The sequence below is a fragment of the Diaphorobacter sp. LI3 genome (assembly GCF_022807955.1).
Taxonomy (GTDB): domain Bacteria; phylum Pseudomonadota; class Gammaproteobacteria; order Burkholderiales; family Burkholderiaceae_C; genus Diaphorobacter; species Diaphorobacter nitroreducens.
In genome coordinates, this window is the sequence record NZ_CP094346.1 from 4072822 (window position 1) to 4098527 (window position 25706).

23 protein-coding genes are annotated in these 25706 nt (G+C 70.2%); 14 read left to right on the plus strand and 9 right to left on the minus strand.

The annotated features are described in order from the left end of the window. Nucleotides 1–85: 85 nt before the first annotated feature. Complete coding sequence (gene ssb, locus MRB47_RS18985) at nt 86–628, plus strand: single-stranded DNA-binding protein (protein ID WP_123675484.1); 543 nt, start codon at nt 86–88, stop codon at nt 626–628. A gap of 107 nt (nt 629–735) precedes the next feature. On the opposite strand, the gene MRB47_RS18990 is transcribed toward ssb, so the two are convergent. Both MRB47_RS18990 and mnmA read right to left on the minus strand, forming a co-directional pair. Beyond that, nucleotides 736–2397, minus strand: a complete 1662-nt coding sequence (locus tag MRB47_RS18990; protein WP_220638183.1) for an L-lactate permease — start codon at nt 2395–2397, stop codon at nt 736–738. A gap of 237 nt (nt 2398–2634) precedes the next feature. Then, a complete protein-coding gene (mnmA, locus tag MRB47_RS18995; protein ID WP_252101480.1) occupies nt 2635–3747 on the minus strand; it encodes a tRNA 2-thiouridine(34) synthase MnmA in 1113 nt (370 codons plus the stop codon). Between the two features lie 148 nt (nt 3748–3895). On the opposite strand from mnmA, the gene MRB47_RS19000 reads away from it, so the two are divergent. From MRB47_RS19000 to MRB47_RS19015, 4 genes are all read left to right on the plus strand, one after another. Then, nucleotides 3896–4870, plus strand: a complete 975-nt coding sequence (locus tag MRB47_RS19000; protein WP_047349261.1) for a LysR substrate-binding domain-containing protein — start codon at nt 3896–3898, stop codon at nt 4868–4870. Between the two features lie 174 nt (nt 4871–5044). Continuing rightward, a complete protein-coding gene (gene tcuA / locus MRB47_RS19005) occupies nt 5045–6469 on the plus strand; it encodes an FAD-dependent tricarballylate dehydrogenase TcuA (RefSeq protein WP_411275759.1) in 1425 nt (474 codons plus the stop codon). Between the two features lie 5 nt (nt 6470–6474). After that, the gene (tcuB, locus tag MRB47_RS19010; protein ID WP_252101482.1) at nt 6475–7701 is read left to right on the plus strand and encodes a tricarballylate utilization 4Fe-4S protein TcuB; all 1227 of its coding nucleotides are present in this window, start codon (nt 6475–6477) and stop codon (nt 7699–7701) included. A gap of 84 nt (nt 7702–7785) precedes the next feature. Further along, entirely contained in the window at nt 7786–8763 is a 978-nt protein-coding gene (locus MRB47_RS19015; RefSeq protein WP_123675480.1) for a Bug family tripartite tricarboxylate transporter substrate binding protein, read from the plus strand. 32 nt (nt 8764–8795) lie between these two features. Here the strand turns inward: MRB47_RS19015 and MRB47_RS19020 are convergent, their stop codons facing one another. Next, nucleotides 8796–10445 carry a sigma-54 interaction domain-containing protein gene (locus MRB47_RS19020; RefSeq protein ID WP_252101483.1) on the minus strand — a complete coding sequence of 550 codons (1650 nt, stop codon included), beginning with the start codon at nt 10443–10445 and terminating at the stop codon, nt 8796–8798. A gap of 161 nt (nt 10446–10606) precedes the next feature. Here MRB47_RS19020 and MRB47_RS19025 point away from each other — a divergent pair, with 161 nt between their 5' ends. The 6 genes from MRB47_RS19025 (at nt 10607) to MRB47_RS19050 (ending at nt 17335) form a co-directional block, all read left to right on the plus strand. After that, nucleotides 10607–12154 carry an acyl-CoA carboxylase subunit beta gene (locus MRB47_RS19025; RefSeq protein WP_252101484.1) on the plus strand — a complete coding sequence of 516 codons (1548 nt, stop codon included), beginning with the start codon at nt 10607–10609 and terminating at the stop codon, nt 12152–12154. A gap of 80 nt (nt 12155–12234) precedes the next feature. After that, entirely contained in the window at nt 12235–13236 is a 1002-nt protein-coding gene (locus MRB47_RS19030; protein ID WP_088888053.1) for a tripartite tricarboxylate transporter substrate binding protein, read from the plus strand. Nucleotides 13237–13249: 13 nt separating this feature from the next. Further along, the gene (locus MRB47_RS19035; RefSeq protein ID WP_088888052.1) at nt 13250–15322 is read left to right on the plus strand and encodes an acetate--CoA ligase family protein; all 2073 of its coding nucleotides are present in this window, start codon (nt 13250–13252) and stop codon (nt 15320–15322) included. Then, on the plus strand, nt 15319–16680 hold the full coding sequence (locus tag MRB47_RS19040; protein ID WP_088888051.1) for an acetyl/propionyl/methylcrotonyl-CoA carboxylase subunit alpha: 1362 nt from the start codon (nt 15319–15321) through the stop codon (nt 16678–16680). The genes MRB47_RS19035 and MRB47_RS19040 overlap by 4 nt, the downstream gene beginning before the upstream one ends. A gap of 11 nt (nt 16681–16691) precedes the next feature. After that, nucleotides 16692–16904, plus strand: a complete 213-nt coding sequence (locus tag MRB47_RS19045) for an acetyl-CoA carboxylase biotin carboxyl carrier protein subunit (RefSeq protein WP_015914633.1) — start codon at nt 16692–16694, stop codon at nt 16902–16904. Next, entirely contained in the window at nt 16901–17335 is a 435-nt protein-coding gene (locus MRB47_RS19050; RefSeq protein ID WP_015914634.1) for a PaaI family thioesterase, read from the plus strand. Before MRB47_RS19045 ends, MRB47_RS19050 begins: the two co-directional genes overlap by 4 nt. 30 nt (nt 17336–17365) lie before the next feature. Here MRB47_RS19050 and MRB47_RS19055 read toward each other — a convergent pair whose 3' ends face one another. After that, nucleotides 17366–17851, minus strand: coding sequence for an NUDIX hydrolase (locus MRB47_RS19055; protein ID WP_252101485.1), 486 nt, complete (start codon nt 17849–17851; stop codon nt 17366–17368). Between the two features lie 103 nt (nt 17852–17954). Here MRB47_RS19055 and MRB47_RS19060 point away from each other — a divergent pair, with 103 nt between their 5' ends. Together MRB47_RS19060 and MRB47_RS19065 are read left to right on the plus strand one after the other, a co-directional pair. Further along, on the plus strand, nt 17955–18341 hold the full coding sequence (locus tag MRB47_RS19060) for a hypothetical protein (RefSeq protein WP_172208995.1): 387 nt from the start codon (nt 17955–17957) through the stop codon (nt 18339–18341). Nucleotides 18342–18380: 39 nt separating this feature from the next. Beyond that, nucleotides 18381–20420 (plus strand): TonB-dependent copper receptor, encoded by a 2040-nt coding sequence (locus MRB47_RS19065; protein ID WP_252101486.1) that lies wholly within the window; start codon nt 18381–18383, stop codon nt 20418–20420. 106 nt (nt 20421–20526) lie between these two features. On the opposite strand, the gene MRB47_RS19070 is transcribed toward MRB47_RS19065, so the two are convergent. Genes MRB47_RS19070 through MRB47_RS19090 form a run of 5 tightly spaced genes read right to left on the minus strand, consistent with a single transcriptional unit; the run spans nt 20527 to nt 24167 of the window. Continuing rightward, on the minus strand, nt 20527–21027 hold the full coding sequence (locus tag MRB47_RS19070) for a GNAT family N-acetyltransferase (protein ID WP_252101487.1): 501 nt from the start codon (nt 21025–21027) through the stop codon (nt 20527–20529). Then, nucleotides 21024–21740 carry a riboflavin synthase subunit alpha gene (locus tag MRB47_RS19075; RefSeq protein WP_252101488.1) on the minus strand — a complete coding sequence of 239 codons (717 nt, stop codon included), beginning with the start codon at nt 21738–21740 and terminating at the stop codon, nt 21024–21026. Before MRB47_RS19075 ends, MRB47_RS19070 begins: the two co-directional genes overlap by 4 nt. A gap of 47 nt (nt 21741–21787) precedes the next feature. Beyond that, nucleotides 21788–23182 carry a sensor histidine kinase gene (locus MRB47_RS19080; RefSeq protein WP_015914640.1) on the minus strand — a complete coding sequence of 465 codons (1395 nt, stop codon included), beginning with the start codon at nt 23180–23182 and terminating at the stop codon, nt 21788–21790. Then, nucleotides 23179–23850, minus strand: coding sequence for a response regulator transcription factor (locus MRB47_RS19085; protein WP_015914641.1), 672 nt, complete (start codon nt 23848–23850; stop codon nt 23179–23181). The genes MRB47_RS19080 and MRB47_RS19085 overlap by 4 nt, the downstream gene beginning before the upstream one ends. Then, entirely contained in the window at nt 23850–24167 is a 318-nt protein-coding gene (locus tag MRB47_RS19090) for a PepSY domain-containing protein (RefSeq protein WP_015914642.1), read from the minus strand. The genes MRB47_RS19085 and MRB47_RS19090 overlap by 1 nt, the downstream gene beginning before the upstream one ends. A gap of 148 nt (nt 24168–24315) precedes the next feature. On the opposite strand from MRB47_RS19090, the gene MRB47_RS19095 reads away from it, so the two are divergent. Beyond that, nucleotides 24316–25698 (plus strand): ferric reductase-like transmembrane domain-containing protein, encoded by a 1383-nt coding sequence (locus MRB47_RS19095; RefSeq protein WP_015914643.1) that lies wholly within the window; start codon nt 24316–24318, stop codon nt 25696–25698. Nucleotides 25699–25706 lie beyond the last annotated feature (8 nt).

Sequence of the window (25706 nt, forward strand, 5' to 3'; positions counted from 1 at the left end):
ACCTGCGGCCTCGCAGGGGTCGCCTGTTGGACTCATCTGGCCCGGAACCCTTCCCTGCCGTCCGGGCTAAGCACAAGGATTTTTCATGGCATCTGTGAACAAAGTCATCATCGTCGGCAACCTGGGGCGCGACCCCGAGATGCGCACCTTCCCCAGCGGCGACCAGGTCGCCAACGTGCGCATCGCCACGACGGACCGCTGGCGCGACAAGAACACCGGCGAGAACAAGGAAGCCACCGAATGGCACAGCGTGGTCTTCAACGGCCGCCTGGCCGAGATCGTGGGCCAATATCTGCGCAAGGGCTCCCAGGTCTACGTGGAAGGCAGCCTGCGCACCCGCAAATGGACCGACCAGAGCGGCCAGGAGCGCTACACCACCGAAATCCGCGCCGACACCATGCAGATGCTGGGCAGCCGCCAGGGCATGGGCGGCGGCCAGGGCGGCGGCTATGACGACAGCGGCTACGGCGACAACGGCGGCGGTGGTGGCGGCTACGAGGCCCCGCGCCGCGCCGCACCCGCGCCGCGCCCCGCCCCCCCCGCGGCCCGCCCCGCCCCCGCGCCCGTGGCGCAGCCGCCGCGCGCCGCATCGGGCTTTGACGACATGGACGACGACATTCCGTTCTGATTCGGCCTCGCACCAAGCACAACGGGCGCCCCAGGGCGCCCGTTTGCTATGGTGGTGATAGCTGCTCGCGCTGGATGGGCAAGCGCTGCAGCCCAAAAACACTCAAATCAGTGCACCACCATGAGGGAGAACGGCCAGACATAGGCCTGCATCGTCACGTACAGGCCCACCAGGCAGGCCAGCGCGATGGAGTGGAAGAACACGTAGCGCAGGATGTCGCCCTCGTGGTCGAACCAGCGGGTGGCGGTGGAGGCCACGACGATGGACTGCGCGTCGATCATCTTGCCCATCACGCCGCCCGAGCTGTTGGCTGCGCCCATCAGGTTGGCCGACAGGCCCAATTGCTCGGCTGCCACCTTCTGCATGCCACCGAAGAGCACGTTGGAGGCCGTGTCCGATCCCGTGAGCGCCACGCCGATCCAGCCCATGAGCGTGCCAAAGAACGGGTACAGCACGCCGGTATTGGCAAAAGCCAGGCCCAGCGTGGTGTCGGTGCCCGAATAGCGCGTGAGCGTACCCAGCGCCAGCATCAGCACGATGGTGAGCAGCGAGTAGCGCACCAGCCAGAAGGTGCGGAAGAACGTGGTGACGATGGCCACCGGGTTGTACTTCATGACCAGCGCGCTCACCACGGCCGACAGCAGGATGCCCGTGCCGGTGGCCGACAGCAGGTTCAGCGTGTAGACGGCGGCCTCCTTGTGCGGCGCGGGCACCACGGGCGGCACCTTCTCGATCAGGTTGTGCAGCCCGGCCATGGGGAAGGCCGGCGCGAAGATGCCATTGAGCCAGGCCTTGACCGAGGGCAGGCCCCAGATGAACACGAACACCGACAGGATGACCCAGGGGGTCCAGGCGGCCACCAGCGCCTGGGTGCTGTGGCGCTTGACCGGCTGCGGCGGCTTGGCCTCTGCGGCGCTGGGGTCATGCCCGCGCAGCGAGGGCGACGTCCACACCGTCTTGGGCTTCCACACGCGCAGGAAGGCCACCAGGCAGACCATGGAGACGATGGCGGCGATGATGTCCACCAGCTCTGGCCCGATGTAGTTGGACACCAGGAACTGCGGAATGGCGAAGGACACGCCCGTCACCAGGATGGCCGGCCAGATTTCCATCATGCCCTTGCGGCCGGCGAAGGCCCAGATCAGCCAGAACGGCACCAGCAGCGAGAAGAAGGGCAACTGGCGGCCGATCATGGCCGTCACCTCCATCAGGTCGTAGCCGTGCACCTTGGCCAGCGTGATCACCGGCGTGCCCAGGGCGCCAAAGGCCACCGGCGCCGTATTGGCGATCAGCGACAGGCCCGAGGCCGCCAGCGGCGAGAAGCCCAGGCCGATGAGGATGGCGGCCGTCACCGCCACGGGGGTGCCGAAGCCGGCCGCGCCCTCGAAGAAGGCGCCGAAGCAAAAGGCGATCAGCAAGAGCTGGATGCGGCGGTCTTCCGTGATGCCCGACAGCGAGTCCTGCAGCACGGCGAAGCTGCCGTTCTGCTCGGTGAGCTGGTGCAGGAAGATGATGTTCAGCACGATCCAGCCGATGGGCAGCAGGCCGGTGAAACCACCGAACAGCGCCGCACGGCCGGCCATGTCGCCCGGCATGCCGTAGACGAAGACCGCCACGAGCAGCGCCGTGATCAGGCCCATGCCTGCCGCGATATGCGCCTTGATGTGGAAAAAGCCCAAGGCCGCGAGCATGACCACCACCGGCAGCGCGGCCAGTGCGGTGGAGATGACCATATTGCCCAGTGGGTCGTAGATTTGTTGCCAGACCATAGCCTGTGCCCCCTGTTGTTGTCCCGGTTTTGGAAGGAGAAATGCCTCGCACGCCCAGTACCGGAGGTCAACCGGCTGGAGCGGCGCGGACGAGACTGTAGAAAGCCCGCCCGCGCCGCAGCGTGAAAAAACCGGAGACCGGTGCTGAAGCAATTTCACACCATAGCAAGGACGCAGGTCCGGCATCCCGGCTATTCGGGTATCCCCTGATGCCGCCTACCCCCCCGGGGCGGGCTTTCAGCCGTTCACGGCCGCAATCACCCCACCGCCCAGGCACACCTCACCGTCGTACAGCACGGCCGACTGGCCCGGCGTCACGGCCCACTGCGCCTCGGGGAACTGCAGGCTGAAGGCGTCGCCCTGTGCGGCCAGCACCGTGCAGGCGGCGTCCTGCTGGCGGTAGCGCGTCTTGGCGGCGCAGGCGCCTGCTGCGGGCGGATGGCCGGCAATCCAGCTCGCGTCCTGCGCATCCAGGCGATGCGACAGCAGCCACGGGTGATCGTGGCCCTGCACCACGCGCAGGGTGTTCGTCTCCAGCTCCTTGCGGGCCACGAACCAGGGCGCATGGTCGCCCGCGCCGCGCTGCGCGCCTTTTTCCTTGACACCGCCGATCCCCAAGCCCTGCCGCTGCCCCAGCGTGTAGAACGACAGGCCCACGTGGCGGCCCAGCTTGCGCCCGCGGTCGTCCAGGATGGGGCCGGGCGCATGCTGGATGTAGCGGTTGAGGAACTCGCGGAATGGCCGCTCGCCGATGAAGCAGATGCCGGTGGAATCCTTCTTCTTGGCGTTGGGCAGGCCGATGTCGGCAGCGATGCGGCGCACCTCGGTCTTGTGCAGCTCGCCCACGGGGAACAGCGTCTTGGACAGCTGCGCCTGGTTCAGGCGGTGCAGAAAGTAGCTCTGGTCCTTGGATGGGTCCAGCCCCTTGAGCAGCTCGAACAGGCCCGTGGCCGGGTTCTGACGCACGCGCGCGTAGTGGCCGGTAGCGATCTTCTCGGCGCCCAGGCGCATGGCGTGGTCCAGGAAGGCCTTGAACTTGATCTCGGCGTTGCACAGCACGTCCGGGTTGGGCGTGCGGCCGGCCTGGTATTCGCGCAGGAACTCGGCGAACACCCGGTCCTTGTACTCGGCGGCAAAGTTGACGTGCTCGATCTCGATGCCGATCACGTCGGCCACGCTGGCCGCGTCCAGGAAGTCCTGGCGGCTGGAGCAGAACTCGCTGTCGTCGTCATCTTCCCAGTTCTTCATGAAGATGCCGACCACCTCGTGGCCCTGTTGCTTGAGAAGATGCGCCGTGACGGCGGAGTCCACGCCCCCCGACAGGCCCACCACGACCCGGTGTTTTTTCATCGCCGGGCCGCCCCAAGATGAAAAGCGGCCCCCTTGGGGGGCAGCGACCACACGAAGTGGGGAGCGTGGGGGGCATGTTTCATAGGTGTGCGATTATCCCAGCCCCCCCGGCCGGGCGGCGCCTGGGGTCAACCGGGTGTTGGAGACGATGGAACTGCGGCAATTGCGATATTTCGTGCGGGTGGTGGAGCTGGGCTCCATGAGCCGCGCCGCGCTCGACCTGAACCTGGTGCAGTCCGCGCTGAGCCAGCAGATCACGCGGCTGGAGGGTGAGCTGGCCACGCGCCTGCTGCACCGCACGCCGCGCGGCGTGGCCCCCACCGAGGCCGGGGCCGCGTTCTTCCGCGAGGCGCAGCTCACGCTGCGCCACGCCGAGCAGGCCGTGCGCGCCGCCCAGCAGGCGCGGCTGTCGGGCACCGTCACCGTGGGCCTGGCGCCCACCACCTCGGCGCTGCTCGGGCTGCCGCTGATGCAGGCCATGCGCGCGCGCTACCCCGACGTGCGGCTGCACATGGTGGAGGGCATGTCGGGCCACCTCTCGGCCATGCTGCATGCGCGCGAGCTGGACCTGGCCGTGCTGTTCGACTCGCGCCTGCACCAGGCGCAGCTGGCCGGGCGCACCCAGCGCTGGCAAATCCAGCCGCTGCTGGAAGAAGACCTGTTCCTGATGCGCGGCGCCGCCGCCCCGCGCCTGGCCGCCGAGGTGGCGATCACCGAGCTGCGCGAGGAGCCGCTGATCCTGCCCACCGGCCCGCACGGCCTGCGCAGCACGCTGGACACGGCCTTTGCCAGCGCGGGCATCGCCCCGCATGTGGTGCTGGAAGTGGACTCGCTGGCCATGTTGATGGCCGCGGTGGACGCCGGCCTGGGCTCCACGCTGCAGCCCTGGGCGGCACTGGGCCGCTACCCGGACGCGGCCACGCGCTTTCAGTGCGCGCGCCTCACGGGCGCGCCGGCGCGGCGCGTGAACCTACTGTGCAGCCTGCCGGACGAAGAGCTGTCCCCCGCCGCACTGGCCGCGCGCGTGGTGCTGCTGGACTGTGCCCGCGGTCTGGTCACCGAGGGCCGCTGGATCGGCACCTCACTGCTGGCGCAGGCACCGGCAGGGGTTCCCGCCCCGTAGCGGCTGCTTTCGGGCGTCGCGCCCGGGCGCGCAGCCATCACCGTTCGTGATACCCCCATACCCGCCCGCGGCTGCACGGCTGGCGGGCCGCTGCCTACAGTCCACGCTCGACTGCTGCGCCCCTCGCCCCTGCCTGGCGCGCCCCCACGAGCGAAACCTATGCAATCTCCCCCGATGGACACCGATGTCCTGGTCATCGGCGGCGGCAACGCCGCCCTGTGCGCCGCGCTGATGGCCCGCGAGGCCGGCAGCCGCGTGCTGCTGCTGGAATCGGCCCCGCGCGCCTGGCGCGGAGGCAACTCCGCCCACACCCGCAACCTGCGCTGCATGCACGACGCGCCGCAGGACGTGCTGGTCGATGCCTACCCTGAAGAGGAGTACTGGCAGGACCTGCTGAAGGTGACCGGCGGCCAGACCAACGAGCACCTGGCGCGCCTGGTGATCCGCGCGTCCAGCACCTGCCGCCCTTGGATGCGCCGCCACGGCGTGCACTTTCAGCCCGCGCTGGCCGGCACGCTGCACGTGGCGCGCACCAATGCCTTCTTCATGGGCGGCGGCAAGGCGCTGGTGAATGCCTACTACCGCAGCGCCGAGGCGCTGGGCGTGCAGGTGCGCTACGAATCGCCCGTGGAGCGCATCGAGATCGAGAACGGCACCTTCCAGGCCGCCTGGGTGAAGGGCCAGCGCATCACCGCCAAGAGTTGCGTGCTGGCCGCCGGCGGCTTCGAGTCCAACCGCGAATGGCTGCGCGAGGCCTGGGGCCAGAACGAGCGCGGCGAGTGGCCGGCCGACAACTTCCTGATCCGTGGCACGGCCTACAACCGCGGCGTGCTGCTCAAGCACCTGCTCGACGACCACGGCGCCGACCGCATCGGCGACCCCACGCAGGCGCACATGGTGGCCATTGACGCACGCGCGCCGCTGTACGACGGCGGCATCTGCACGCGCATCGACTGCGTGTCGCTGGGCGTGGTGGTGAACCGCGAGGGCGAGCGCTTCTACGACGAGGGCGAAGACTTCTGGCCCAAGCGCTACGCCATCTGGGGCCGCCTGGTGGCGCAGCAGCCGGGGCAGATTGGCTACTCCATCATCGACAGCAAGGCCATCGGCCGCTTCATGCCACCGGTGTTCCCCGGGGTGAAGGCGGACAGCCTGCCCGCGCTGGCCGAAAAGCTCGGCCTGCCCGCAGAGACCTTCATGCGGACGCTGAACGCCTACAACGCCGCCTGCCGCGTGGGCCAGTTCGACCACACCACGCTGGACGACTGCCATACCGAGGGCGTGGCGCCCGCCAAGACCCACTGGGCGCGGCCCATCGACACCGCACCGTTCTACGGCTATGCACTCAAGCCCGGCGTCACCTTCACCTACCTGGGCCTGCACACCGACGACACCGCCGCCGTGCGCTTCGCCGACCAACCCAGCCGCAACCTGTTCGTGGCGGGCGAAATGATGGCCGGCAACGTGCTGGGCAAGGGCTACACCGCGGGCGTGGGCATGTCGATCGGCACGGCCTTCGGTCGCATCGCCGGGCGCAACGCCGCGCTGGCCGCTGCGGGCCAGGCTGCCGCGCACGGCGCGGTGAACGACGAGGGCTGAACACCATGCAAACCCTGAAATCCCTGACCGACGAAGCGATAGGCCTGGCCCAGGGCGGGCCCGCCCGCGTGATTCCCATCGTGCCCGCGCCGGCGCAGAGCGCCGCCGAGACCGAGGTGGCGCGGCAGATGCAGATCTGCAACGCCTGCCGCTACTGCGAGGGCTTTTGCGCCGTGTTCCCGGCCATGACGCGCCGCCTGGACTTCACCCAGGCCGACGTGCACTACCTGGCCAACCTGTGCCACAACTGCGGCGCCTGCCTGCACGCCTGCCAGTACGCGCCGCCGCACGAATTCGCCGTGAACATCCCGCAGGCCATGGCCCAGGTGCGCGGCCAGACCTACGCCGACTACGCCTGGCCGCCCGCGCTGGGCCGGCTGTACCGCCGCAACGGCCTCACGCTGTCGCTGGCCCTCGTGGCCGCGCTCACGCTGTTCCTGGTGCTGGGCGCCGCGCTGCAGGGCGGCGGGCTCGGCGCGCTGTGGGGCGCGGACCTGGGCGGCAACTTCTACCGCCTGTTCCCGCACAACCTGCTGGTGGGCCTGTTCGCGCCGGTGTTCCTGTTCGTGGTGTTGGCCTTGTCCATGGGCGTGCGCCGCTTCTGGAAGGACGTGAAGCCCGCCACCAGCGGCGCCGACGTGAGCGCCCCCGCCGCCACCGAGGCCGCGCACGACGTGCTGCGCCTGAAGTACCTGGACGGCGGCCATGGCGACGGCTGCCACAACGAGGACGACGCCTACACCCTCAAGCGCCGCCGCGCGCACCACCTCACGTTCTACGGCTTCCTGCTGTGCTTTGCCGCGACCTCGCTGGCCACGGTGTACCACTACGTTTTCGGCTGGCCGGCGCCCTACGAGGCACCCAGCATTCCCAAACTGCTGGGCGTGGCGGGCGGCGTGATGCTGGTGCTGGGCACGATCGGCCTGTGGTACCTGAACCGCACACGCCACCCCGCGCACGGCGACGCCGCGCGAAAGCCCATGGACCTGGGCTTCATCGCCCTGCTGTTCCTGGTGGCCGCAAGCGGCCTGGCGCTGTGGCTGGTGCGCATCACCCCGTCGGCCGCGCCCGCGCTGGCCCTGGTGCTGTGCCTGCACCTGGGCGCGGTGATGGCCCTCTTTGCCACGCTGCCCTACGGCAAGTTCGCCCACGGCGTGTTCCGCACCGCCGCGCTGCTGCGCCACACCACCGAAAAGCGCCAGCCCAACCCGATCGGGCTGGGCAGCGATTGATTGCTTCTAAAACCATAGCTGTTAGCGCTTGATGGATAAGCGCTAGAGCACCATTTGATCTACAACGACTAAAGGAGCCTCGCCATGAAAAAACGCACCCTGATCCAGGCCGCCGCCGTGGCCCTCACCTCCGTCGCCTGGGCCGGCCCGGCACTGGCGCAGGACTTTCCGCCGGCCAAGCCGGTCACGCTGGTCGTGGGCTTTGCGCCCGGGGGTGCAGCCGACGCGGCGGCCCGCCTGATCGCCAAGAAGCTGGCCGAGAACATCGGCCAGTCCGTGGTGGTGGAGAACAAGGGCGGCGCGGGCGGCAATATCGCCCACCAGCAGGTGGCCGCGGGCGCATCGGATGGCACGGTGCTGCTGTTCGGCTCGGTGGGTCCGCTGACCATCGCGCCGCACCTCATGAAGCTGCCCTACGACCCGTTCAAGGACCTGGCGCCGATCTCGGGCGGGGTGTACTTCCCCAACGTGCTGGTGGTGCACAAGGGCGCGGGCGTGAAGACCCTGGCCGAGTTCGTGCAACTGTCCAAGGCCAAGCCCGGCAGCGTGGACTATGCCTCCACCGGCGCGGGCTCGGCCTCGCACCTGGCGGGCGAGCTGTTCAACCAGCGCGCCGGCATCGACATGGTCCACGTGCCCTACAAGGGCGGCGCACCCGCGCTGCAGGACCTGCTGGGCGAGCGCGTGACCAGCTACTTCGCCGCGCCGCCCACCGCCATGCCGCACGTGGAAGCGGGCAAGCTGATTCCGCTGGCCACCACGGGCCTGACGCGCCCGGCCTATCTGCCGAACATCCCCACGGTGGCGGAGTCGGGCTTCCCGGGCTTTCAGGCACTGAACTGGTATGCCTTCGTGGCCTCGGGCAAGACGCCCGCGCCGCTGCTGGACCGCTGGAACAAGGAGATCGTGAAGGCGCTCAACGACGCCGGCGTGAAGGAGGCCCTGAACAAGCACGGCCTGTCGCCCCACCCCACCACGCGCGCCGAGCTCGCCAGCTTCATGAAGAAGGAATACGACCAGTGGGGCGCCATCGTGCGCGAGCGCAAGATCACCGCGCAGTGAGCGCCGCTGCCACGCACTGACGGCTTCTGGACTCAGCCGCCCGCCAATACCTTGTAGAGGTAGGAGCGCGAGATGCCCAGCTCCTGTGCCGCACGCTTCTTGTTGCCGCCATGGCGCGCAATGGCGTCGAGGATGGCCGCGTGCTCCAGGCTCCTCAAAGGCATCGCCGCAGGCGCAGGCGGCGCCATGGGCGGCTGCGCCGGCCGGGCCGGCAGATCCTGGTGGCGGGCAAAGTTCTCGACGCTCAGCAGCTGGCCGTCGCAGAACACCAGCGCCTCCTCGACGCGCTGGCGCAGCTGGCGCACATTGCCCGGCCAGCTCTGCTGCGCCAGGTAGCTGATGACGCCCGGCGCTATGCGCGGCAGGGCGAGGCCATTGCGCTCGCAGAACGACTCGGCGAAGCGCTGCATCAGGGCCGGAATATCCTCCACGCGCTGGCGCAGCGCCGGCACCTGCAGCACGACGCCGCTCAAGCGGTAGTACAGATCCAGCCGGAAGCGCCCGCTGTCGATCAGTGCGCGCAGGTCGCGGTGCGTGGCGGCGACGATGCGGAAGTTCACGCGCCGCCCTTCGCTTGCGCCCAGGCGCTGCACCTGCCGGTCCTCCAGCACGCGCAGCAGCTTGACCTGGATCTCCATCGGTATGTCGGCGACCTCGTCGAGGAACAGCGTGCCGCCCTCGGCCTGCTCCAGCTTGCCGGGCTGGCCCTGCCTCTTGGCGCCGGTGAAGGCGCCGGCCTCGTAGCCGAAGAGCTCGGCCTCGATCAGCGTCGCAGGCAGCGCGGCCAGGTTCAGGCTCACGAGTGGCGCCTGGGCATCGCGCCCGCGCGCATGCAGGGCCTGGGCCACCAGCTCCTTGCCGGTGCCGCTCTCGCCGAGGATCAGCACGGGCACGTCCAGCGGCGCCACGGCGTCGATCTCGCGCGCCAGGCGCTGCATGGGCGCGCTGCTGCCCACCATGGCACCAGGGGAGGGCGTGCGCTTGAGCTGGTGCAGTTCGCGCTTGTAATGCTGCACCTCATCGTGCAGCTGGTTCAGGCGCTGCTGCATGCGGTTGAGCGCCGGCATGCCGCTGAAGCTGACCTGGCCCACCGCGCCCACCAGCGCGCCGCCCTCGAAGACCGGCATGCGGTTGACGATGCGCGTCACGCCGGGGCCGAGCTGCAGCATTTCGCCGATCTCGGCCTTGCCGCTGCGGGCCACCTGCGGCAGGCGCGAGTTGGGGATCACCTCCTCGGCCCTGCGGCCCATGGCCGCGCCCGGCGCCAGCCCGAGGAACTTCTCGTGCACCGGGCTGATGTAGCGCATCAGGCCCTCGTGGTCGGCCACGGTGATGGCCTGGTACGGGTTGGTGAGGAACATGTTCAGGATGGCGAATGCAAACGGCACGGACGCCACGAAGTCGAGCAGCGCGGCCGATGCGTCGGCCGGGCGCACCAGGGCGACTTCCACGGCCTCGTCGCCCAGCGCCACCACCGCGTAGTGTGCGCTGGCGCCGCGCCCACCGGGCACATCGACATGGAACAGTGTGCCCGGCCCCGGCTCGCGCGCGGCCCGCTTCTCAGTCACGGCGGCGCACAGCAGCGGATCGCGCGCCAGCCCAAGCCGAGCCACGGGTGCGGGCTCACCGCGCTGCCAGACGAGGACGCCAAGCCGCTGCTCGGAAAGAAAGACTGTCTGCATCGGTATCGGTAGTGTGTTTTTGGCGGACACATTGTCCTCGGCGTCCACTGTTGTGTCCACAAAAAGGACACTTATTCTGGCCACCAAAAAAACCCAATAAAAATCAATCATTTGCGAACTGGCATGGGTTGTGCTTTGTCTTGTGCACAGGAGGCAATGACATGAGTTGGCAACCCGAAGTGGATGAGATCGCATACCGCCATGCGCTGGCGGCGAAGATGGGCGGAGACGACAAGGTGGCGCGCCACAAGGCCGCGGGCAAGCTGACGGTGCGCGAGCGCATCAGCGCCTGCACGGACCCGGATTCCTTCACGGAAGTGGGCTCGCTCACCGGCTCGGGCCAGTACGACAGCCTGGGCCGCTTGGTGGAGTTCACCCCGTCCAACCTGGTGATGGGACGCGCACGCATCGGCGGGCGCCCCGTGGTGGTGGTGGGCGACGACTTCACCGTACGCGGCGGCGCCAACGACGGCGCCGTGGGCGACAAGCTGATCTTTGCCGAAAAGATGGCGCACGACCTGCGCCTGCCCATGGTGCGTCTGGTGGACGGCACGGGCGGCGGCGGCTCGGTGCGCAACATCGAGACCAAGGGCTATACCAGCGTGCCGACCATGAAGGTCTGGAGCCAGGTGGTCGAAAACCTCTCCACCGTGCCCGTGGTGTCGCTGGCGCTGGGCTCGGTGGCCGGCATGGGCGCGGCGCGCGTGGCGTCCAGCCACTACTCGCTGATGGTCAAGGGCACGGCCCAGCTGTTCAACGCCGGGCCGCCGGTGGTGGCGCGCATCGGTCAGAACGTGACCAAGGAGGAGCTGGGCGGCAGCCAGATCCACACGCGCAACGGCGTGGTGGACGACGAGGTGGCCAGCGAGGAGGAGGCCTTCGAGCGCGTGCGCCGTTTCCTGTCCTACCTGCCGCCGTCGGTGCACGAGCTGCCCGCGCGCGGCGAGGTGCGGGACGATGCCGCGCGCCGCGACGAATGGCTGCTCTCGGCCATTCCGCGCGACGGCCGCAAGGTCTACAAGATCCGGCCCATCGTCGAATGCCTGGTGGACCAGGGCTCGTTTCTGGAGATGGGCCGCCAGTGGGGCCGCGCCATCGTCACGGGCCTGGCACGCATCGACGGCTGGCCCGTGGCCGTGGTGGCCAGCGACCCGTATTTCTACGGCGGCGGCTGGGACGGCGCCTCGGCCGAGAAGTTCACGCGCTTCGTCGACCTGGCCCAGACCTTCCACCTGCCGGTGCTGAACCTGGTGGACATCGCCGGCTTCCAGATCGGCGTCGAGGCCGAGCGGGCCGGCATCATGCGCTACGGCGCGCGCGCGCTGGCCGCCGTCTACCAGGCCACGGTGCCCTGGTGCAGCATCATCGTGCGCCGCGCCTATGGGGTGGCCGCCGCCGGCCACCAGCACATGGGGCGCTTCAATTTCCGCTATGCCTGGCCCTCGGCCAACTGGGGCTCGCTGCCCATAGAGGGCGGGCTCGAGGTGGCCTACAAGGCCGAGATCGAAGGCGCCGACGACCCGATGCAAAAGCGCGCCGAGATCGAGCAGCGCGTGCGCAGCCTGACCTCGCCGTTCCGCACGGCCGAGGCCTTCGGCATCGACGAGGTGATCGACCCGCGCGACACGCGCCGGCTGCTGTGCGAGTTCGCCAACCTGGCCGCGCCGCTGCGCGAGGCCGGGGCGCCGCGCTTTGGCCTGCGCCCCTGATCCATACCAAAAACCATAGCTGTCAGCGCTTGATATGCAAGCGTTGGAGGCCGATTCCACTAAAACCCCAAGGAGACACAATGACCGCAAAACACTGGCAACCGACACGCCGCGCCACCCTGGCGCTGTGCCTGGCCGCATCGTGGCTGGCCGCCGCGCCCGCACATGCTCAGGCTGACAACTGGCCCGCCAAGCCCATCCGCATCGTGGTGGGCTTTCCGGCAGGCTCGTTCACCGACACCATTGCCCGCGCCGTGTCGGATCAGCTCAGCAAGCAGCTCGGCCAGCCAGTGATCGTGGACAACAAGCCCGGCGCCAACGGCGCCATCGGCGTGGGCGAGGTGGCCCGCTCCGCGCCCGATGGCTACACGCTGCTGGTCACCAACTCCAGCAGCATCACCATCAACCCGCAGATCTACAAGAAGATCACCTACCAGCCCAAGGACTTCGCGCCCGTCACCATGCTGCTGGACGCGCCCTTCATCCTCACCGCCAACCCGGACTGGGCCAGCAAGCACCAGATCCGCAGCGCGCAGGACGTGATCGCCTACGCCAAGCGCAACCCCGACAAGATCAGCTACGGCTCGGCCGGCCCCGGCAACATCGCCCATCTGGCGTTTGCACAGTGGAGCAACCGTACCGGCGTCAAGACCACGCATGTGCCGTACAAGAGCGCCTCGCAGGCGCAGCTGGCGGTGCTCAGCGGCGAGCTGGACACCCAGTTCGACACCTGGAGCGCGCTGCCGCAAATCGCCGCCAGCAAGCTGCTGCCGCTGGCCGTCACCGCGCCCCAGCGCATGAAGCAGCTGCCCAACGTGCCCACCATGGCCGAGGCCGGCTACGCCGACTTCAACGTCACCTTCTGGGCCGGGCTGTTCGCGCCGGCCGGCACGCCGCCGGCCATCGTGGACAAGCTCTACGAGGCAACGAAAAGCATGCTCCAGAACGAGCATGCGCGCAACGTGCTCAGCAAACAGGGCGACATGGTGATGCTGGCGCCCGAGCCCTTCGGCCAGCGCATCGCCAAGGAGGTGGCGGACTGGAAGCAGGTGATCCAGCGCGAAGCCATCGCGCTGGATTGAAAAGGAGCCAGGCATGTCTGTGCTGTACGCACTGAGCCCCCGCGCCGTGGCCATCCTCGGCGCGTCGGACAACCCCATCAAGGCCGGTGGCCGGCCCATCGATTACATGCGCCGCCACGGCTACGCGGGCCGCATCTTCCCGATCAACCCGAACCGCAGCGAGGTGCAGGGCCTGCCCGCCTACGCATCGCTGCGGGCGCTGCCCGAGGCGCCCGACGCCGTGGTCATCAGCCTGCCCAGCGAAGACGTGGCCGCCGCCATCGACGACTGCGTGGCCGTGGGCGCCAAGGCGGCGGTGATCTACTCGTCCGGCTTTGCCGAACTGGGCGATGCGGGCCGCGCGCAACAGGCCGATCTGCTAGCCCGCGCCCGGCGTGGCGGGCTACGCCTGTTTGGCCCCAATTGCCAGGGCGTGGCCAACTTCGCCAGCGGCGCCATCCTCAACTTCTCGACCATGATCAACGAGAGCCCGCCGGGCGACGGCCCCGTGGCCATCGTCAGCCAGAGCGGCGCGGGCGCGGCCATTCTCTACGGCGGGCTGCGCCGTGCGGGCATAGGCGTGCGCTACATGGTCTCCACCGGCAACGAGGCCGACATCTGCGCCGCCGAGGCCGTGCGCGCCGTGGTGCAGGACGAGCGCATCCGCCTCGTCGTGCTCTACGTCGAGACCTTGCGCCAAAGTGCCTACCTGGCCGAGGCCGCGCGGCTGGCGCGCGAGCGCGGCGTCACCATCCTGGCCGTCAAGGCCGGGCGCACCAGCGCCGGCCAGGCCACGGCCAGCTCGCACACCGGCGCGCTGGCGGCCGAGGACGCGCTGGCCGATGCCTTCTTGCGCCAGCACGGCATACCGCGCCTGGCGGACTTCCGCGAGCTGATCGACTACGCGCCGCTGTTTCTCTCGCAACCCGCCGCGCGCGGCCCCCGGGTGGTCAGCATCAGCAATTCCGGCGCCACCTGCGTGCTCGCGGCGGATGCGGCCGAGGAGTTCGGCCTGGCCGTGGAGCAGTTCGACGCCGCCACGCTCGCAGGGCTCCAGCAGGCCCTGCCGTCCTACGTGACGGCGCGTAACCCCATCGACATGACCACGGCCCTGCTGGGCAAGCCCGAGACCTTCGGCAACACGCTGCGGGCGCTGTCCGGCAGCGGCGCGGCCGACCTGGTGCATGTGGGTTTTCCGATCGGCGGCGAGGGCTACGACTTTGCCGATTTCGCCGCCCAGGCCAGCCGCTTCGCACAGGACAGCGGCATGCCGATCGCCGTCAGCGTGAACCAGGACTGGGTGGCCCAGGCCTTCCAGGCCCAGGGCGTGCCTACCTTCTGGAGCGAGCGCGCCGCCATGCGCGGCCTGGCGCTGCTGGCCGAGCAGGCGGGCGCTGCCGCCCAGCCCCCGGCCATTTCCGCACCCAAGGCAGCCGCATCCACCACGCTGAACGAACCTTCCAGCCTGGCCCGGCTGCAAGCCGCCGGCCTGCCGGTGATGCGCCATACGGTCGCCACCAGCGAGGAGCAGGTGCGCGCCGCCTTCGGCACGCTGTCCGCGCCGCTGGTGGCCAAGGGCGTGTCGGCCGACCTGGCGCACAAGTCCGAGCATGGCCTGGTACGGCTGAACCTGCGCGAGGCGGACCAGGCCGTGCAGGCCTTGCACGACTTCGCGGCCACGCTGCGCGGCCTGGGCGCGCAGGACGGCGGCCTGCTGCTGGGCGCGCAGCACAAGGCGGATTTCGAGCTGGCGCTGGGCGCGCATGTCGATGCCGAATTCGGTGTGGCCGTGATGATCGGCCAGGGCGGCGTGTTGGTCGAGACGCTCAGGGACGTGCAATTCCTGGTCGCGCCCTTCGGCCGCGCGCAGGCGCTGGCCGCCATCGAGCGCCTGGCCATCGCGCCCGCGTTCGCCGCCGTGCGCGGCATGCCCGCGGTGGCATTGGAGCCGCTGGCCGACATGATGGTGCGCCTGGGCGACTGGATGCTGTCCCAGGCGGGCCAGGTGCAGTCGGTCGATGCCAACCCGGTGCTGGTGGCGCGCGGCGCGCAGGCGCCCGTGATCGTCGATGCCGTCGTCGCCATGGCGCTGGAGGGTGCCGTATGACCGAGGCTCGCCTGCCCCGCCGCGTGCTCGTCGCCAACCGGGGCGCCGTGGCCGCGCGCGTGATCCGCACGCTGCGCCACATGGGTATCGAATCGGTGGCCGTGTATTCCGAGGCCGATGCCGGCCTGCCTTATGTGGGCGCCGCCGACCGGGCCGTGGCCATCGGCCCCGCGCCCGCCCAGCAGAGCTATCTGAACCAGGCGCGCCTGCTCGACGTGGCGCGCGAGAGCGGCGCCGACGCGGTGCATCCGGGCTACGGTTTTCTGTCCGAGAACGCCGGCTTCGCCGAGGCCGTGCAGCGGCAGGGCCTGTGCTTCATCGGCCCATCGCCGCGCTGGATACGCGAACTGGGCCACAAGACGCAGGCGCGCGCCTTCATGGCCGGGCAAGGCATGCCCCAGGCCGCCAGCTCGCCGGTGCTGGCGAGCAGCGATGAGGCGCTGGCCGCGGCCGCGCGCATCGGCTACCCGGTGCTGGTCAAGCCCGCCGGCGGTGGTGGCGGCATCGGCATGCTGCCCGCGCGCGATGCGCAGGCGCTGGCCGCCGCCTGGGCCAAGGCCAGCGGCATCGCCGCCAAGTTCTTCGGCTCGGCCGAGTTGTACCTGGAAAGGCTGATCGAGGCGCCGCGCCACATCGAATTCCAGGTGCTGGCCGACCGCCACGGCGAGGTGCGCATCCTGTTCGAGCGTGACTGCTCGGTGCAGCGCCGCCACCAAAAGGTGCTGGAGGAAGCCCGCCCCGTGGGCATTCCCGAGGCGCAGCTGGCCGACATGCGCTTGCTGCTGTCGGGCCTACTGGCGCGCATCGGCTACGACGTGATCGGCACGGTGGAAATGCTCTACACACCGCAAGACGGCTTCGTGTTCCTGGAAATGAATACCCGCCTGCAGGTCGAGCATGCAGTGACCGAGGAGATCACCGGCATCGACATCGTCGAAGCCCAGATCCGCCTGGCTGCCGGCATGCACATGCGCCAGGTGCTGCCCGGCCCGATGCAGGCCAGCGGCCATGCCATCGAGGCGCGCATCTATGCCGAAGACCCGGTGCGCTTCCTGCCCTCGCCGGGGCCGCTGGCACGCTTCGAACTGCCCACGGGCGACGGTATCCGCGTGGAGACCGGCTATGCCCAGGGCGCGTCCGTCACGCCGTTCTACGACCCCATGATCGCCAAGCTCGTGGCCCATGGCCACGACCGCAGGGACGCCATCGCGCGCCTGCAGGCGGCGCTGGCACAGACCCGCATCGAGGGCGTGAAGACGAACATCCCGTTCATCCAGCGCATCCTGGCCCACGCCGACTTCGTGGCTGGCCGCATCGACACCGGCATCGCCCAGCGCGTGCTGAGCCCCCAACCTTGAAGGAACCCGCCATGACCACCATTGCAAGCCCCATCGCCGGCCTGGTCGCCGCCATCGAAGCCGCCGAAGGCGCCGCCATCGACGCCGGTGCCACCCTCATCATCGTCGAGTCGATGAAGATGGAAATCCCCGTCGAGGCCGAGGCCGCCGGCATCGTGCGCAAGCTGCTCGTCGCCGTAGGCGAGCAGATCGCCGAAGGCCAGGCCGTTGCGGAGATCGAATGAGCGCCACCGCACCGCCTGACGAGCTGCAGGCCGCCGCGCTGGCGCGCGGCTACTTCGGCATCGACGTGCCGTTCATGCGCCACATCGGCCTCACGCCTGTGAGCCTGGCACCCGGCCTGGCGCGCACGCGCCTGCCGCTGCGGCCGGAACTGGCCAACAGCCGCGGCCATGGCCACGGCGGCGCGATGATGAGCGCGCTGGACTTCACGCTGAGTGCCGCCGCGCGCTCGCACGACCCGCTGGGACTGGGCGTCATCACCATCGAGATGAACACCCACTTTCTCGCCACGGCCACGACCGACCTGCTGATCGAGGCCCGCATCCTGCGCGGCGGCGCGCGCACCGTGTTCTGCGAGGGCAACGTCATCGACACCGCCGGCAATGTGGTCTGCACGGCGCGCGCGGTGTTCAAGCTGGTGGCGCTGGGCTGATCCCGCTCATTGAAGCGCCGCCAGACGCCATCAGCGCGGCGGCTGCAGCACGCTGGCATCCGTGTGGATGAGCTCCAGCGGCGCGCGCCGGCCGGCCAGGTAATCCTCGACGGACTGCAGCACCAGCGGGCTGCGGTGGCGCGCGCTGCAGCTGCGCAGCTCGTCGGGCGTGAGCCACACGGCGCGCAGGATGCCGTCGTCCAGCGACCGCCAGGCGTGGTGCGCGCCCACATTGCCCGCAAACGCAAAGCGCAGGTAGGTGATGTCATCCCCCGTGCGCGTGCGCGTGAAGCGGTTCAGGTACACGCCCACCAGCGCCGTGGGCTCGAAGTCGTAGGCCGTCTCCTCCAGCACCTCGCGCACGCAGGCCTGGATGGGCGACTCTCCCGGGTCCAGGTGGCCCGCGGGGTTGTTCAGCCGCAGCCCGTCGGCCGTGTCTTCCTCGACGAACAGAAAGCGGCCCTCGCGCTCGACGATGGCGGCCACGGTGACGTTGGGTTTCCAGCGGTTTGGCATGGCCGCGATTATCACCAGCGCATGTGGACACTTTCTGACGGCTTGCGCTGGGTCAAGTTCCGGCGCGCCCCGAACGCGCAGCGCTCGGGATAATCCCCACCCCATGCTGCAGCGCATTCGCCACCACCGACGCCTGGGCTCCGCGGTCCTCGCGGTGTTCGTGTGTGCGTGGCTGGTGGCGCTGTGGGCCAACGTGCAGGTGCGCCAGGCGCTGCCGGCAGTCGACCTGGCGCACCTGGACGTCTGCTTCGCTGCACCTGCGGGTGACCCCGCGCCGCACGCCGACCCAGCTGCGCACGACAGCCACCATGCCGACCCCGGCTGCCTGCTGTGCATTGCCCTGGCCACGCCGCCGGCGCTGACGCTGGCCGCCCTGCGCCCGCCCGCCCCGCGCGTGCACCCCGCACAGCGCAGCCGCGCGCCGGCCGTGGCGGCCTGGCGCGCCCAGGCGCCGCTGCCCCCGCGCGGCCCGCCTTCCACCCACGCCTGACTGCAACCACCCGCCGGCCCGTGGGGCTGGCGCCTTCCGTTGTTTGCCTGCGCGCTGGCCTGCGCGCTGCTGCTGGCCGGCCCGGCCCTGGCCGCGAACGACGCCGTGAACAACGCGGCCGCGGCCCCCGAGCACACGCTGCGCGACGTGGTCGTCACGGCCGTGCACGACCACTCGCCCGTGCAGGTGGTGGCCGACCCCAAGCAGCCGCGCCAGCCCGTGCCGGCCAGCGACGCGGCCGACTACCTCAAGACCATCCCGGGCTTCTCGGCCATCCGCAGCGGTGGCTCCAACGGCGACCCGGTGTTCCGCGGCCAGTTCGGCTCGCGCCTGCCGCTGCTGACCAACGGCACGCAGCTGCTGGGCGCCTGCCCGGGGCGCATGGACGCGCCCAGCTCCTACATCTCGCCCGAGACCTACGACACGCTCACCGTCGTCAAGGGGCCGCAGACCGTCGCCTGGGGGCCGGGCACCTCGGCCGGCGTGGTGCGCTTTGACCGCGAGCGCCCTGACTTCACCGAACCCGGCGTGCGCCTCAGCGCCAGCCTGCTGGGCGCCAGCGCCGGGCGCAACGACCAGAACGTGGAATTTCAGGCCGGCAACGCGCAGGTGTACGTGCGCGTGACCGCCAACCATTCCCACGGCCAGGACTACAAGGACGGCAACGGCCGGCGCGTGCCCTCGGCCTGGGACAAATGGAACACCGACGTGGCGCTGGGCTTCACGCCCGACGCCGACACGCTGCTGGAGCTGAGCGCCGGCACGGGCGACGGCGAGGCGCGCTACGGCGGGCGCGGCATGGACGGCACGCAGTTCAAGCGCGAGAGCTGGGGCCTGCGCTTCGAGAAGCGCCACCTCACACCCTGGCTGGCCAAGCTGCAGGCACAGGTCTACGGCAACCGCGCCGACCACGTGATGGACAACTTCACGCTGCGCACCTTCCAGCCCGGCGGCAGCATGTCCATGCCCATGGCCAGCAACGTGCGGCGCACCACTGAGGGCGCGCGCGTGGCCGCCACGCTGCAGTGGCAGCCCGACTGGCAGCTGGAGACGGGCCTGGACGCACAGCGCAGCCCGCACGACAAGCGCAGCGGCACGCCCAGCGTGCCCTACGACAGCAAGCCCTGGATGCGCGACGCCAAGTTCGAGAACCTGGGCGCATTTGCCGAGCTGTCATGGCAGGCCCAGGCCGACACGCGCTGGGTGGGCGGCCTGCGCCTGGACCGCGCCGAGGCCTGGCGCTACCCTGCCCCGAGCGGCATGGGCGGCATGGCCCCGGCGGCCGGCGCGGACCACCGCACGCGCTCGGCCATGCCCAGCGGCTTCGTGCGCTGGGAACGCACGCTGGCGCCGCAGGGCGCGCTGGTCTACGCGGGCCTGGGGCACGTGCAGCGCTTTCCGGACTACTGGGAGCTGATCTCCCCCGGGAACAGCGCGGCCAGCGCCGGCAACGCCTTCGCCACGCTGCGCCCCGAGAAGACCACGCAGCTGGACATGGGCGCGCAGTGGAAGGGCGCGGACTGGCAGCTGTGGACCTCGGCCTATGTGGGCGTGGTGCGCGACTACATCCTGTTCGACTACACCGGCATGAAATCGGCCGTGCGCAACGTCGACGCGCGCACCGCCGGGCTGGAGCTGGGCGCCAGCCAGCGCCTGGGCACGGCGTGGACGGCACAGGGTACGCTGGCCTACAGCTGGGGCCGCAACACCAGCGAAGGTCGCCCGCTGCCGCAGATGCCGCCGCTGGAGGCGCGCCTGGGCCTGGAATACGCCCAGGGCCCGTGGAGCGCCGGCGGCCTGTGGCGCCTGGTGGCCGCGCAGCACCGCCATGCCAACGGCCAGGGCAACGTGGTGGGCCGCGACCTGGGCGCAAGCGCCGGCTTCGGCGTGCTGTCGCTGCACGCGGGCTACCGCATCAACGCGCAGCTGAAGCTTGCCGCCGGGGTGGACAACCTGCTGGACAAGAACTACGCCGAGCACCTGAACCTGGCGGGCAACGCCGGCTTCGGCTACCCGGGCGGCGTGCGCATCAACGAACCCGGCCGCACGCTGTGGCTGCGCGCGGACCTGCAGTTCTAGGCTTCGGAGGTAGTTAAAAAGATAGCTGGTCGCGCTTGCCGAATGGGGCTTTCAGGAACAAAACGTTCTGAAATCCTTTGATGGCAAGCGCTAACAGCTATCGTTTTTACAGTGCCTGCGCCATGTACACCGCGCCGGCGCCGTAGCTGTCCAGGTGGCGCCGCTGCGCGGCGTCCTGCACGGGGTGCACGGCGTAGCCCTGGCGCGCCCAGTAGGCCTGCGATCCCTGCACCGACACCAGCGCCGTGTGGCGCAGCCCCGCCGCGCGGGCCCGCGGCAGCAGCCGCGTAAGCAACGCACGCGCCAGGCCGCGGCCGGCGCAGGCGGGCAGCACCGCCATGTCGTGCAGATACAGCGTGTCGGGCGCCGGCACGGCATCGAAGTCGCCGTGCAGCGGCGTGACCTTGCCCAGCAGCGAGTGGTAGGCCGCCAGGTAGGCCGCCACGCGCCCCTCATGCTCCAGCACCAGCGAGCAGTTCACGGGGCTGGCTAGGCGGCGGGCAAACACCTCGGCGCTTTCGACGTAGGCGTCGCCGTAGCAGGCGCGCTGCACCGCCAGCAACGCGGGCAGGTCGGCCGGCGTGAGGGCGCGCGGCGCGCCGGTCATCGCTGCGGCGGCAGGGCCCTGGACGGGTGCGGAAGGTAGTCGTCCAGCGACAGGCCCTTCTCTTTCAGCAGCCCCTCCAGCACCGGCGCCAGGCGGCCCAGGCTTTCCTGCACCGCTTCGCGCACGGTGTCCACCACCACCTGGGTGCTGCGCTCGATCTCGATGTTCAGGCGATCGCCCACCTGCACGTCCTCGAACACGGTGGCGCGGCGCGTCTCGGGGATCAGCCAGACCTCGAACCAGCCCTCGGCGCGGTCCACCTCGGCCACGGTGAGGCTGGCGCCGTGGAGGGCGATGTAGCCCTTGGCGAACACGTAGCGCCGAAACGCCTCGGGCACGGCCACGCGCCACACCAGGTTGTTGTCCAGTTCGCGCCGCTGCACCAGTTGCCCGGTGAAGTCGATGTGGCCCGACAGGGGGTGGCCGCCGATCTCGGCGCCCTCCTTGGCGGCACGCTCCACGTTCACGCGGTCGCCCACGGCGTAGCTGCCCAGCGTGGTGATGTTCAGGCTTTGCAGCATCACGTCGAACGTGGCGCGCGTGGGCGAGAGGATCTCGGTCACCGTGAGGCACACGCCGTCCGTCGCCACGCTGGCGCCGATGACGAGGTCCTGGCAGAAGCCAGCGGGGAATTCGAGGGTGAAGGTGCGCAGGCCGGCGCGGTCGTCAATGGCGGCGATGCGCGCGGTGGCCTGGACGATGCCTGTGAACATGGCGCGGATTCAGATAGCGGAAGACTCCGGGATTGTGCCAGCCGCACTCACGCAGCGCCGCCGCCCTCCGCCGCCGGCAGGCACAGGCGCAGCCGCGCCCCGCCCAGCGGCGAGGCCTGCGCTTGCACGCTGCCGCCATAGGTTTGCGCCAGCGCACGCACGATGTCCAGCCCCAGGCCCGCGCCGGGGCGCTGCTCGTCCAGCTGCACGCCGCGCTCGAACATGCGCTCGCGCAGCGCCTCGGCAATGCCGGGGCCGTCGTCATCGATGGTGAAGCACAGCTGGCTGCCCTCGCGCTGCACATCCACCACCACGCGTGTGCGCGCCCATTTGCCGGCGTTGTCGATCAGGTTGCCCAGCAGTTCGTACAGGTCTTGCTCCTCGCCGCGAAAGGCGGCGTCTCGGGCGCCGTCTTGCGCCTGCGGCGCCAGCTCGAACGTCAGCTGGCGGTCGGCATGCAGGCGCTGCATGGTGCGCAGCAGCGCCTGCACGGGCGCCAGTACCGGCGTGCGCAGCCCGGTGGCGCGCACGGCGGCGGCCGCGCGGGCGCGGGCCAGGTGGTAGTCCACCTGGCGGCGCGCGCTGGCCACCTGCTCGGTCACCAGTTGCGCCAGCGGTGTGCCCTCTTGCGCCGCGGCGTTGGCCAGGATGGACAGCGGCGTGTGCACCGCATGCGCCAGGTTGCCCGCCTGGGTGCGGGCGCGCTGCACCATGTCGGCGTTTTCAAGCAGCACGTGGTTGAACTCGCTCACCAGTGGCTGCAGCTCTTGCGGAAAGCATCCCTGCAGCCGCGTGGACTGGCCGCCGCGCACGGTGGCCAGCTGCTCGCGCAGCCGTTGCAGCGGGCGCAGGGCCAGGTGCAGCTGCACCGCAACTGCCACGGCCAGGCCCAGCGTCAGCAGGCCCAGCGCGGTCAGCAGCAGGCGGGTGAAGCGCTGCAGCGGCTCGGCCAGCAGCGCGGTGTCGCCCGCCACGGCCAGGCGCAGCGGCGGGGCGCCGTCTTCGGGCAATTGCAGGGTGCGCGCCACGGTCAGCAGTGCGTGGCCCTGGCTGTCGTGCAGCTGCAGCACGCGAAAGCCGCGCGCGGGGTAGTCGCCCGCCACGGGCGGCAGCGCCAGCACCTGGTCCCAAAGCGAGCGCGAACGTGCCACCGCCTCTTGCGGCGCGGCGCCCAGCTGGTCCACTTGCCAGTACAGGCCCGACAGCGGCTGTGCCAGGCGCGGGTCGAAGGCCACGGGCGCCACGCGGGTGCCGCCCTGGGGTGTCCAGTCCACGGCGGCGCTCAGCTGGTCCAGTTGCACCACCAGCTGCGCCTGCAGCTGCTGGGTGATGTGGTCCTGGAACAGCGCGCGCAGCGCCCAGCCTGCCAGCGCGACGCTGAGCAGCATCCAGGCCAGCGTGCCCGCCAGCAGGCGCAGGCGCAGCGAGCCGCCCGCCGTCATGGCGCAGCGCCGGCGTCCACCAGCCGGTAGCCCAGGCCGCGCACGGTCTCGATGCTGCCCGGCGGCAGCTTCTTGCGCAGGCGGCCGACAAAGACCTCGATGGTGTTGGAGTCGCGGTCGCTGTCGTGCGGGTAGATGTGCTCGGACAGCAGGGTGCGGGGCAGTACCTGGCCCTTGCGTTGCATCAAGAGCGACAGCAGTTTGAACTCGTGGCTGGTGAGCGTGAGCGGCTGGCCGTCCACCAGCACGCGCGCCTGGCGCGTGTCCAGCCAGATCGGGCCGCACTGCCACTGCGCGCTGGCGTGTTCGCCCAGGCGGCGCAGCAGGGCGCGCAGGCGCGCCAGCAGTTCTTCCATATGGAAGGGTTTGGCCAGGTAGTCGTCGGCCCCGGCGTCCATGCCTGCCACCTTCTCGTGCCAGGCGCTGCGCGCGGTGAGGATCAGCACCGGCATGTTGCGCCCCGCCGCGCGCCAGCGGCGCAGCACCGACAAGCCGTCCAGCACAGGCAGGCCCAGGTCCAGCACCACGGCGTCAAAGTCTTCCACCTCGCCCAGGTAATGCGCCTGGGCGCCGTCGCTGGCGTGTTCCACCGTGTGGCCCGCCGCGGCAATGGCCTGCACCAGCTGGGCGCAGAGGGTGGGTTCGTCTTCCACGACGAGGATGCGCATCAAGGCTCCTTGCGTTTGATCTTCAGCACCTGGCCGTTGACCGCGTCCACTTTCAGCTTGGCCACGCGGCCGTCGCTTTGCAGCAGGCGGATCTCGTAGAGATAGCGGCCGTCATCATGCTCGAACTCCACCTTCAGCACCTGGCCCTGGTGGTCGCGCTCGACCTTGTCGATCACCGTGCGCAGCGGCAGCACCTGGCCCTGCTGCAGCGCCTTGCGCGCCGGCTCATGGTCACGCTCATCGGCATGCAACGCGCCGCCTGTGGCGCCGGCGCCCACAAGCAGCAGCATGGCAAAGAGGCGGCGCAAGGTGTTCATGGGCTGTGGTTATACGGGCGCGGCGATGAACGACGGATGAATGCAGCCTTCAGCAGAGATTCAGGAAGGTTTTTCCACAATCGTTGCCAGGCCGTTTGCTGCATCTGCGCAGCCGGCTGTTCACCCAACGCACAAGAAGGAAAACCCCATGCGCATCAAGATCGCCGTAGGCGCCTGCTTGCTGGCCATCACGCTGGCCTGGCAGGCGGCACTGCCACCCGAACTGGGCATCTTCCCCCTCGTGGATGCGCAGGGCGCGGCCACCGGCTGGTGGCAGCTGCGCCAGCAGGCCCTGTACCTGTCGGGGCTGTGGAGCATCGGCCTGATGGCACTGGCCATGGTGCTGGCGCTGCGCCTGCCCTGGCTGGAGCGCCCGCTGGGCGGCATGGACCAGGTCTACCGCCTGCACAAGTGGGCCGGCATCAGTGCGGCGCTGACGGCCATCCTGCACTGGGGCGCCGATGAATCCAGCGACTGGATCAAGGGCCTGTGGGGCCGCGCCGGCCGGCCGGCACGCGACGCCGTTCTGCCCTGGCTCACCGACGCCCGGGGCCTTGCCAAGGACCTGGGCGAGATGGCTTTTTACCTGCTGCTGGCCATGGTGGCCATCACGCTGCTGACCCGGCTGCTGGCCTACAAGCCGTGGCGCTTCCTGCACCGCGCCATGCCGCTGGTGTTCCTGGCGCTCACGCTGCATACCGTGGCGCTGATGCCGCTGACCTTCTGGACGCTCCCGCTGGGCCTGCTGATGGGCACGTTGCTGGCGCTGGGCAGCCTGGCCGCCGTGTGGTCGCTGGCGGGCTGGATCGGCCGTGCGCGCAGCCACACCGGTCGCATCCATGCCGTGCAGGTGCTGGGCGACGGCGGCGCGGCGGCCCCCATTGAGGTGATCTGCGCCTTGCCCGCCAGCTGGCCCAGCCACCGCGCGGGGCAGTTTGCCTTTGTGCGCTTCGATGCCTGGGAAGGCGCCCACCCCTTCACCATTGCCAGCGCTCCGGGCAGCCTGGGCACCAATGCGCAGGGCGAGCAGTTGCTGCGTCTGGTCATCAAGCCACTGGGCGACTACACCCGCACCCTGGGCCGACGCCTGCAGGCCGGGCAGCGCGTGGACATCGAAGGCCCCTACGGCCGCTTCGACGGGCGGGGCCGCCGCCGGCGCCAGCAGGTGTGGGTGGCGGGTGGCGTGGGCATCACGCCTTTCCTGGCGCTGCTGGAAGCCCGGCAGCCGGGCGCCACGCCGGCGCCCTCCAAACTGCAGCCGGTGCAGATGCACTACTGCACCCGCGACGCCGCCACCGATCCGCTGCTGCCGCGCCTGCGCACGCTGTGCGCGCAGGCCCAACCACCGGTCACGCTCACGGTGCACGGCGACGCCCAGGGCCAGCGCCTCAGGCCCCAGGACCTGGAAGCCACCCCCGGCCCGCTGGACATCTGGTTCTGCGGCCCCCAGGGTCTGGGCGATGCGCTGCACGCGCATGCCAGCGGCACCCGCCCGTGGCGCCTGCACCGCGAATCCTTTGCCATGCGTTGATTCACCCC

Excerpts from the sequence above, each read along its gene's own strand:
- ssb (WP_123675484.1), top strand. The coding sequence starts at position 86 with ATGGCATCTGTGAACAAAGTCATCATCGTCGGCAACCTGGGGCGCGAC.
- MRB47_RS19075 (WP_252101488.1), bottom strand. The coding sequence starts at position 21,740 with ATGTTCACAGGCATCGTCCAGGCCACCGCGCGCATCGCCGCCATTGAC.
- MRB47_RS19080 (WP_015914640.1), bottom strand. The coding sequence starts at position 23,182 with ATGACGGCGGGCGGCTCGCTGCGCCTGCGCCTGCTGGCGGGCACGCTG.
- MRB47_RS19040 (WP_088888051.1), top strand. The coding sequence starts at position 15,319 with ATGACCGAGGCTCGCCTGCCCCGCCGCGTGCTCGTCGCCAACCGGGGC.
- MRB47_RS19015 (WP_123675480.1), top strand. The coding sequence starts at position 7,786 with ATGAAAAAACGCACCCTGATCCAGGCCGCCGCCGTGGCCCTCACCTCC.
- MRB47_RS19020 (WP_252101483.1), bottom strand. The coding sequence starts at position 10,445 with ATGCAGACAGTCTTTCTTTCCGAGCAGCGGCTTGGCGTCCTCGTCTGG.
- MRB47_RS19030 (WP_088888053.1), top strand. The coding sequence starts at position 12,235 with ATGACCGCAAAACACTGGCAACCGACACGCCGCGCCACCCTGGCGCTG.
- MRB47_RS19085 (WP_015914641.1), bottom strand. The coding sequence starts at position 23,850 with ATGCGCATCCTCGTCGTGGAAGACGAACCCACCCTCTGCGCCCAGCTG.
- MRB47_RS19025 (WP_252101484.1), top strand. The coding sequence starts at position 10,607 with ATGAGTTGGCAACCCGAAGTGGATGAGATCGCATACCGCCATGCGCTG.
- tcuB (WP_252101482.1), top strand. The coding sequence starts at position 6,475 with ATGCAAACCCTGAAATCCCTGACCGACGAAGCGATAGGCCTGGCCCAG.
- MRB47_RS19090 (WP_015914642.1), bottom strand. The coding sequence starts at position 24,167 with ATGAACACCTTGCGCCGCCTCTTTGCCATGCTGCTGCTTGTGGGCGCC.
- mnmA (WP_252101480.1), bottom strand. The coding sequence starts at position 3,747 with ATGAAAAAACACCGGGTCGTGGTGGGCCTGTCGGGGGGCGTGGACTCC.
- MRB47_RS19035 (WP_088888052.1), top strand. The coding sequence starts at position 13,250 with ATGTCTGTGCTGTACGCACTGAGCCCCCGCGCCGTGGCCATCCTCGGC.
- MRB47_RS19050 (WP_015914634.1), top strand. The coding sequence starts at position 16,901 with ATGAGCGCCACCGCACCGCCTGACGAGCTGCAGGCCGCCGCGCTGGCG.
- MRB47_RS19055 (WP_252101485.1), bottom strand. The coding sequence starts at position 17,851 with ATGCCAAACCGCTGGAAACCCAACGTCACCGTGGCCGCCATCGTCGAG.
- MRB47_RS19070 (WP_252101487.1), bottom strand. The coding sequence starts at position 21,027 with ATGACCGGCGCGCCGCGCGCCCTCACGCCGGCCGACCTGCCCGCGTTG.
- MRB47_RS19060 (WP_172208995.1), top strand. The coding sequence starts at position 17,955 with ATGCTGCAGCGCATTCGCCACCACCGACGCCTGGGCTCCGCGGTCCTC.
- MRB47_RS19095 (WP_015914643.1), top strand. The coding sequence starts at position 24,316 with ATGCGCATCAAGATCGCCGTAGGCGCCTGCTTGCTGGCCATCACGCTG.
- tcuA (WP_411275759.1), top strand. The coding sequence starts at position 5,045 with ATGGACACCGATGTCCTGGTCATCGGCGGCGGCAACGCCGCCCTGTGC.
- MRB47_RS18990 (WP_220638183.1), bottom strand. The coding sequence starts at position 2,397 with ATGGTCTGGCAACAAATCTACGACCCACTGGGCAATATGGTCATCTCC.
- MRB47_RS19000 (WP_047349261.1), top strand. The coding sequence starts at position 3,896 with ATGGAACTGCGGCAATTGCGATATTTCGTGCGGGTGGTGGAGCTGGGC.
- MRB47_RS19045 (WP_015914633.1), top strand. The coding sequence starts at position 16,692 with ATGACCACCATTGCAAGCCCCATCGCCGGCCTGGTCGCCGCCATCGAA.